We start from the raw sequence: 6,941 nt of genomic DNA, 5'->3' as shown, positions 1-6,941 counted from the left end.
AAGCAATATCATGCTTATCGTGGTCAAGGAACGTACCCGAGAAATCGGTATTCGAAAGGCACTTGGCGCCAAACCTTGGGAGATTGTAGGTATGATCTTGCACGAATCCGTATTCATAACCGCCATTTCGGGCTTTGCGGGTCTCATTTTCAGTATGGGCCTTTTGGAACTGGTCGGGCCACATATCGAGGTGGACTATGTACTCAACCCATCCGTTAATTTCAACGTGGCGCTCTCGACCGTTTTCGTATTGGTATTCGCCGGTGCCGTAGCAGGATTTTTCCCCGCATGGCGCGCAGCGAACATTCATGTGATCGATGCCTTGAAGGATGAGTGATTCTGGGGCATGATTAAGTGTCCTTCGGAACCTGCCGGCAGGCAGGTTTGGGATTTTATTTTTTTGGAATTTTTCACGTAGTGAACAATGTTTAACAAAGACCGTTGGAAAGAAATCATGGAAGTGCTGACCGGCAACTGGTTCCGGACGGTGTTGACCGCTTTCGGCGTGTTCTGGGGAATTTTCATCCTATTGATACTACTGGCCGCGGGAAAAGGGATGCAAAACGGCATCATGACCGATTTTGGCGATATCGCCACCAATACCATGTTTATCTGGACACAGGCTACCTCGAAAGACTATCAGGGCTTACCTAAAGGGCGTCAGTTTGAGTTTAAGTTGGAAGATGTCGAGACTCTTAACAACTCGATGCCCAACCTGAGACACGTCTCCCCTAGAAACCGTCTCGGCGGTTTTGGCGGCGGTAGTAATGTGGTACACGGTATAAAAACCGGGGCCTACACTATTTTCGGCGATTATCCACAGATAATCAAACAAGATCCCTTGGGCATTACCTCGGGCCGATTTATCAACCAATCCGATATTGAGCAGCAACGAAAGGTGGCCATTATCGGTAATGGTGTAAAGAAAGAATTGTACGATAGGGGAGAAGATCCGATCGGCACCTATATCAAAATTCAAGGCGTCAACTTTATGGTAATAGGCACCTATAAAAGATTGGACGATAACAACGGCGAACAGGGCCAAAAACAGATTTTTGTCCCCTTTACAACATTTTCCCAAGCCTTCAACCGCGCCAATAACGTAGGTTGGATGGCCATTACGGCCGATGACGGTTCATCGATTACCGATTTAAAGGAGACGGTCGTCTCCATATTGAAAAAGAACCGTAAGGTACATCCCGACGACAACCGCGCTATCGGTTATTTTGATCTTTACGAACAGTTCAACCGGGTTCAGAGCCTGTTCTGGGCCATCAAGTTCATTGCTTATTTCGTGGGGATATTGGTCTTGTTTTCCGGCATCATCGGCGTGAGTAACATCATGCTTATCGTCGTAAAGGAACGCACCAAGGAAATCGGGATCCGCCGGGCCTTGGGCGAAAATCCGTGGTCCATCAAATTGCAGGTGCTGATGGAATCCGTTTTTTTGACCACAATTTCCGGAATGGCGGGTATTACATTCGGAGCCCTGGTAATCTATTTGATCAATTTAGTATTGGATATGAACGGTCCAGTGGATATGTTTCTAAACCCCAGTGTCAGTGTGGGCGTGGTCGCCGGGGCGTTGGTCATATTGATCGTATCGGGCTTGCTGGCCGGTTTCATCCCCGCCCAAAGTGCCATTAAAGTCAGGCCGATAGATGCGCTGAGAACGGAATAATAAAATGAGGTACGAAGTTAAAAATTATCAGTTCAGACCTGCCTGCCGCAGGTAGGCTTATGGGTTGAGAAGTGAACTGAACCCCAGCGATAAAAAATCTTAAAATCTTAATTCAGACAACGAACAACAAACATCAATCAATAATGAAAAAATCAATCACCCGAATCATCCTGATATTGATCGTGCTGACCTTTGGCGGCGCAATGTACTACCTCTACCAGAAAAATGCCGAAGACCCCGTGGTCTACGAGACCGAAAAGGCATCCAAAAAAACGATCATTAAAAAAACGGTCGCGACGGGAAGTATCCTGCCGTTAGAGGAAGTACTTATCAAGCCCAATATATCGGGTGTAATCGAAGAGATTTTCGTTGAAGGCGGCGACTATGTTAAATCCGGCGACCTGTTATGTCGCATCAAGGTAGTGCCCAACCTAAACGCCCTGAACGATGCCAGGAATTCCATCGACGAGGCCAAAATTGCCTTAGACGACCAACTACGGAACCTGCAAAGACAAAAGGGACTCTTCGAAAAAGGGGTAATCTCCAAAGTAGATCTCGAACGGGCGCAAGTCGGCTACGATCAGGCAAAACAATCCCACGGTGCGGCGAACAAAAATTACGATATCGTCAAGACCGGGACTACAAAGGGTTTCGGAAATTCCGCTAACACCCAGATCCGGTCCACGGTCAGCGGTATGGTACTCGAAGTGCCCGTCGAAGTTGGCAATCAGGTCATCGAAAGTAATACTTTCAACGAAGGAACGACCATAGCTGCCATCGCCGACGTAGAAAAAATGATTTTCGAGGGAAAAGTAGACGAATCGGAGGTCGGCAAGATTAAGGAAAATCTGCCCCTAGAAATAACGGTAGGTGCATTGGAAGGTAAGGTTTTCGATGCCGTTCTCGACTATATTGCCCCCAAAGGGAAACAAGAAAACGGAGCCATCCAATTTGAGATCAAGGGCACCATGGCCAAACAGGATTCCGTTTTTATACGCGCTGGGCTCAGTGCCAATGCCTCGGTAATTTTGGCAAGGGCAGATAGCGTACTGGCCATCAAGGAAGCCTTGGTCCAATTTGACGATACCACCAAAAAACCCTATGTAGAAATAGAGAACGGAGGTCAAAAGTTCGAGCGTAGGGATATCGAACTCGGTATCAGTGACGGCATTTTCGTAGAGATTAAATCAGGGATATTCGAAGAAGACAAGGTTAAGGTCTGGAACGCGATTGAAAAGGAAGAGGCAAAATAAACTTTTATGACCTGAGACCTGCGACAAGTGGCAGTTGGCAGTTCAAAAAAAGTCTTTTGAGTTAAGCACATAGCTAATAATTGCAAAGTGCCTATCTATGGGCATTCTGAGGTTTAAAGACCTGACATCTTCGAGATGTTTTACATATTTGAAGCGCCTACAATTATTTGGTGAGAACATTTTAATTCTGATCAGAATTCTGATTATCCGATTTCAGCCATTGGTAAAGTGTTTTACGACTTATACCCAAAGCCAATGCAGCCTTGGTTTTGTTGTATCCAGCCTCGGTCAAGGCTTTTTGCGCTTTTTGAAATTTATCGATTGTTGCTCCCGTCCGGGAGAAAGTCATGCTTGCAAATAGAGCGGGATCCCCTTTCAATATTGGGTTCTCTTCAATTAATGCATGTCGTGTAATGACTTGTTCCAGCTCCCGAACATTTCCCGGCCAGTAATTCCTTTTAAGCCGATTCATAAAATCTTTAGTGGTACCTAATAACTTTTTGTCAAATTTTATGGAGAGTTTGTTAAGTACATTTGCAACCAATAAAGGAATATCGCTACTTCTCTCCCTCAGCGGTGGAATTTTTATCAAAATGGCACTTAGACGAAAGTATAGGTCAACCCTAAATTTATCTTCATGAACAAGTTGTTCAAGATTTTGATTAGATGCGCAGAGAATCCTTACGTCTACGGAGATAGGTTTTTGACCTCCTAGCCTAACAATTTCTCCCTGTTGTATTACCCTAAGCAAAGCAGCTTGGGCATGAGGACTTAAATCGGCTATTTCATCCAAAAAAAGTGTGCCTTTATTGGCAAGCTCAAATTTACCAGGCTTTAGATATGCAGCACCTGTAAATGCCCCCTTTTCATAACCAAAGAACTCACTTTCTACCAGAGTGTCGGGTATGGCTCCACAATTGACGGTAATAAATGGATTATTCTTCCTTGAACTAAGCATATGGATTTGGGTAGCCACTAGTTCTTTTCCAGTGCCAGACTCGCCGTCTATACATACGTTTACATCATAAGGCGCGATTTTTTGTATTAGTTTAAACAGATCCTTCATTTTTGGGGAAGAACCGATTAACGGTCCGAATTTTGTACGGCCGTTTGTTCCATTTGTATTAAGAAGGATACTTTTAAAGCTTCGAACCCTCATGTTAACCATTTCGACGACTGGAAAACGCTCAAATGTAGATCCCCCGGCATAACCATTTATCGGAACCTGTTGGAGAAACTCCGCAAAGTCTTCAGGCTCTGTTATAGAGCCTCCATATATAAGCGAAAAAGGTTTACGTCCCGATTCATGGGCTTTCGACAACATTTCTTTGGCCTTGGTTATTGACAATTGCAACTGATTGCGTTTTTCGATCGTATCTTCAATTTCAAAAGTAAGGCCTACATTGAGTATCAGGGCGTCAACACCATTTTTTGCAAAGACATAAGCTTCTTCTGCGGATAAAGCAAAACCAAAAGTAACAAGCCCTAATTTCTTTGCTTGTTTCAGCATATCTACCTCTGTTGATAAACCAATTCCCTCAGCCTCTAAATGAGATCTAAAAGTGCCATCGATAAATCCGATTGCCGGCCAATTTGTGATTCCTTCTACCCCCAGTTCTTTTAACCTCTTGAGCCTCCTTCCGATAGGTTGGGTCGGATCAGCGGCAAATACCCCTGCGACGACCGGAGTAGTTTGCGTGTGAAGTAAAATATGCTGTCTCAACAAGTCTTCAGTTTGATCGTTCGCATTTCTGTAGGGCATAAAAGCAGCTAGCGAGCCAAAGCCCATGTTTCGATATAATCCTGCATTTAGTGCTATGATCAAATCGGCTCCGGAGGCTACTGCGGACTTTGTTATTTGTCCATTTCCGGCCACTACGGAAATAATGGGGGATGAGAATTTAGAAGTGTCCTGAACAAGATTTTTGAGGGAAAACATATCAAGAAGTGATTTAAACTTTTTTTGGATCGAAAGAAAGGGTTGCGGATATTTGTGTTGCGAAAAATAAATAATTCCAAAACAACCCTTTATGTACAGTGTACTCGACAAAGATATGATAGAAATTGAAATTGTACCGTTTATTCCTATCGGAAAAAGAGGTTTTCCCCCGAAAGCGCCCTTGGCGGATATCGTCAACGCGATCCTGTACAAGCTCAAGACCGGTGTCCAATGGCACCAATTGCCCATAAGGGCCCTCTTCCACGAAGAGCCGCTAAGCTGGCAATCGGTCTATTACCATTACCGCAAGTGGTGCCTATCGGGGGCGTGGAAGGATTGTTGGATAAAGTTCCTGGGCAGGCACAGGTCCGAGCTCGACCTCTCCAGTGTAGATCTTGACGGCAGCCATACCCCTGCCATAAGGGGCGGGGAAGCCGTGGAATATCAGGGAAGGAAAAAACGCAAGACCACCAACGCCCTATATTTGACCGATAGGCAGGGGCTTCCCTTGGCGATGTCGGAACCCGTGGCGGGCAACCATAACGACCTCTACGATATAGAGGTGCAGTTCGAGGTCGTTACCGCTACGCTCCAACAGGCGGATATCCCCGTGGAGGGGCTGTTCATGAACGCCGATGCCGGATTCGATTCAAAGGACTTCCGTAATTCCTGTTACAAAAATGATATCAACGCGAACATCTGTTTCAATAAACGTAACGGGGACAACGATAGGGACGAATATTTCGACAGGGAGCTCTATGATGAAAGGTATGCCGTAGAGCGCACCAACGCATGGATGGACAGCTTCCGTTCCTTGCTCAACAGGTTCGATACAACGGTCGAAAGCTGGAAAGGGTTCAACTATCTGGCATTCATTGTGATAGCGCTGAACAAATTCAAAAAGAAGAATAAGAAAAAAGTTTAAACCAGTTCAATATATCCGACCACACTTTTCAAGCCTTTTCGGCAAGTAAAAAAAAGCTAAATACACTAAGAAACCTTAGTCAGGATGAACTTAGTCTAGCAGAGATACATAAAACTGTTTATGGCTATAGCCACGAAATAGAACACATCATTAGCTTTCTGACTTTGGAGCTAAAATTTATTGATGAAGAATTTGACGAACAAATTCACAAAAAGATTTTGACCACATTGAACTCTAATTTAAGTGATAAGAATGCCGAAACTGCAAAGTCATTTGGAAATCTTGTAAGCCGTAAAATAGAATATAGCTACGAACCAAGTAACCAAACAGAAATAAATTCTGAAAAATAGCATTTTAAACTTAATCCAAGCTTATGGAAAAACGGAGGCCCAAGGTTCAGGTTTTAACGAAGATGACAAATTGCCTACGATAAACCCCAGGTCGCAGATGATAATGCTCAAAGGTGGAGAAAAACTTATCCGTAAATACGAAAAAAGTGGACTGGACAAATGAAACCTTGCACAAAAAAATTCATACTTTGTCGGAATCGGAAATTGGACATACCAAGTTAAACTGCAAGTGTTGAATGAAAACTTTAGATCGGTAAAACAAACAAGATTTTAAAATAGCTGGATTTGAGTATTATAGCGGATAAACAGTTGATAATAACTAAACGTTCAATGGCTATACTCAATGCGGGCGTAAGTGCCTAGACCAAAGGTCTGGGCGTGTCGACTAACACCGCAAAATCTTTTGAATTTTGCTTTTTCACAGGACAAGATAAAACCAAAGCAAAAAGATTTTGGCTATTGCGTGGGGAAAAAGTAATTGCGTGCAGCCCCGCACTAAGCCGAAACGTTGTAGCGAATGCTAAAACCCTTATGGAAGCATCAAATTCCTATTTGCATAAAAGTAAATTATAGTTTACCTTTGAATTTAAAATAAAATTAGGGCTAAATGAAATGTTCCAAACTGTACCGAATCTTGACGAAGGACGGTTGGTACGCGGTCTCGCAGAAAGGCTCACACGTGAAAATGCGGCACGAGACCAAAAAAAGGGACTATCATCTTCCCGAACCACGGGAGCCAGGAAACGGGCAAGGGGCTGGAGACGAAAATCCTCAAAGACGCTGGAATCAAAAA

Annotated in this window: 5 protein-coding genes and 1 pseudogene; 5 read left to right on the top strand and 1 reads right to left on the bottom strand. The window is 44.0% G+C overall.

Annotated elements, in window-relative coordinates:
* The 3 genes from ACEW8S_RS06440 to ACEW8S_RS06430 all read left to right on the top strand — a co-directional run.
* A partial coding sequence (locus ACEW8S_RS06440; RefSeq protein ID WP_373517351.1) for an ABC transporter permease occupies positions 1-337 on the top strand: 337 nt, incomplete at its 5' end.
* A gap of 87 nt (positions 338-424) precedes the next feature.
* Positions 425-1,681, top strand: coding sequence for an ABC transporter permease (locus ACEW8S_RS06435; RefSeq protein ID WP_373517350.1), 1,257 nt, complete (start codon positions 425-427; stop codon positions 1,679-1,681).
* 143 nt (positions 1,682-1,824) lie between these two features.
* Positions 1,825-2,934, top strand: coding sequence for an efflux RND transporter periplasmic adaptor subunit (locus ACEW8S_RS06430; RefSeq protein ID WP_373517349.1), 1,110 nt, complete (start codon positions 1,825-1,827; stop codon positions 2,932-2,934).
* Positions 2,935-3,115: 181 nt separating this feature from the next.
* Here the strand turns inward: ACEW8S_RS06430 and ACEW8S_RS06425 are convergent, their stop codons facing one another.
* Complete coding sequence (locus tag ACEW8S_RS06425) at positions 3,116-4,873, bottom strand: phosphoenolpyruvate hydrolase family protein (RefSeq protein WP_373517348.1); 1,758 nt, start codon at positions 4,871-4,873, stop codon at positions 3,116-3,118.
* Between the two features lie 91 nt (positions 4,874-4,964).
* Between ACEW8S_RS06425 and ACEW8S_RS06420 the strand changes: the two genes are divergently transcribed.
* Together ACEW8S_RS06420 and ACEW8S_RS06415 are read left to right on the top strand one after the other, a co-directional pair.
* Complete coding sequence (locus ACEW8S_RS06420) at positions 4,965-5,798, top strand: IS5 family transposase (RefSeq protein WP_373517347.1); 834 nt, start codon at positions 4,965-4,967, stop codon at positions 5,796-5,798.
* Between the two features lie 957 nt (positions 5,799-6,755).
* Positions 6,756-6,941 (top strand): annotated as a pseudogene (locus tag ACEW8S_RS06415) (type II toxin-antitoxin system HicA family toxin); the annotation flags it as partial.

Source organism: Pricia sp. (assembly GCF_041745955.1).
In the GTDB taxonomy this organism is placed as follows: Bacteria; Bacteroidota; Bacteroidia; order Flavobacteriales; family Flavobacteriaceae; genus Pricia.
The sequence above is the reverse complement of the archived record's forward strand: the minus strand, read 5'-3'. Positions and strand labels throughout refer to the sequence as shown.

What these genes read in the sequence shown, in the direction of transcription:
- ACEW8S_RS06435 (WP_373517350.1), top strand. Translation starts at nt 425, where the DNA reads ATGTTTAACAAAGACCGTTGGAAAGAAATCATGGAAGTGCTGACCGGC.
- ACEW8S_RS06430 (WP_373517349.1), top strand. Translation starts at nt 1,825, where the DNA reads ATGAAAAAATCAATCACCCGAATCATCCTGATATTGATCGTGCTGACC.
- ACEW8S_RS06425 (WP_373517348.1), bottom strand. Translation starts at nt 4,873, where the DNA reads ATGTTTTCCCTCAAAAATCTTGTTCAGGACACTTCTAAATTCTCATCC.
- ACEW8S_RS06420 (WP_373517347.1), top strand. Translation starts at nt 4,965, where the DNA reads ATGTACAGTGTACTCGACAAAGATATGATAGAAATTGAAATTGTACCG.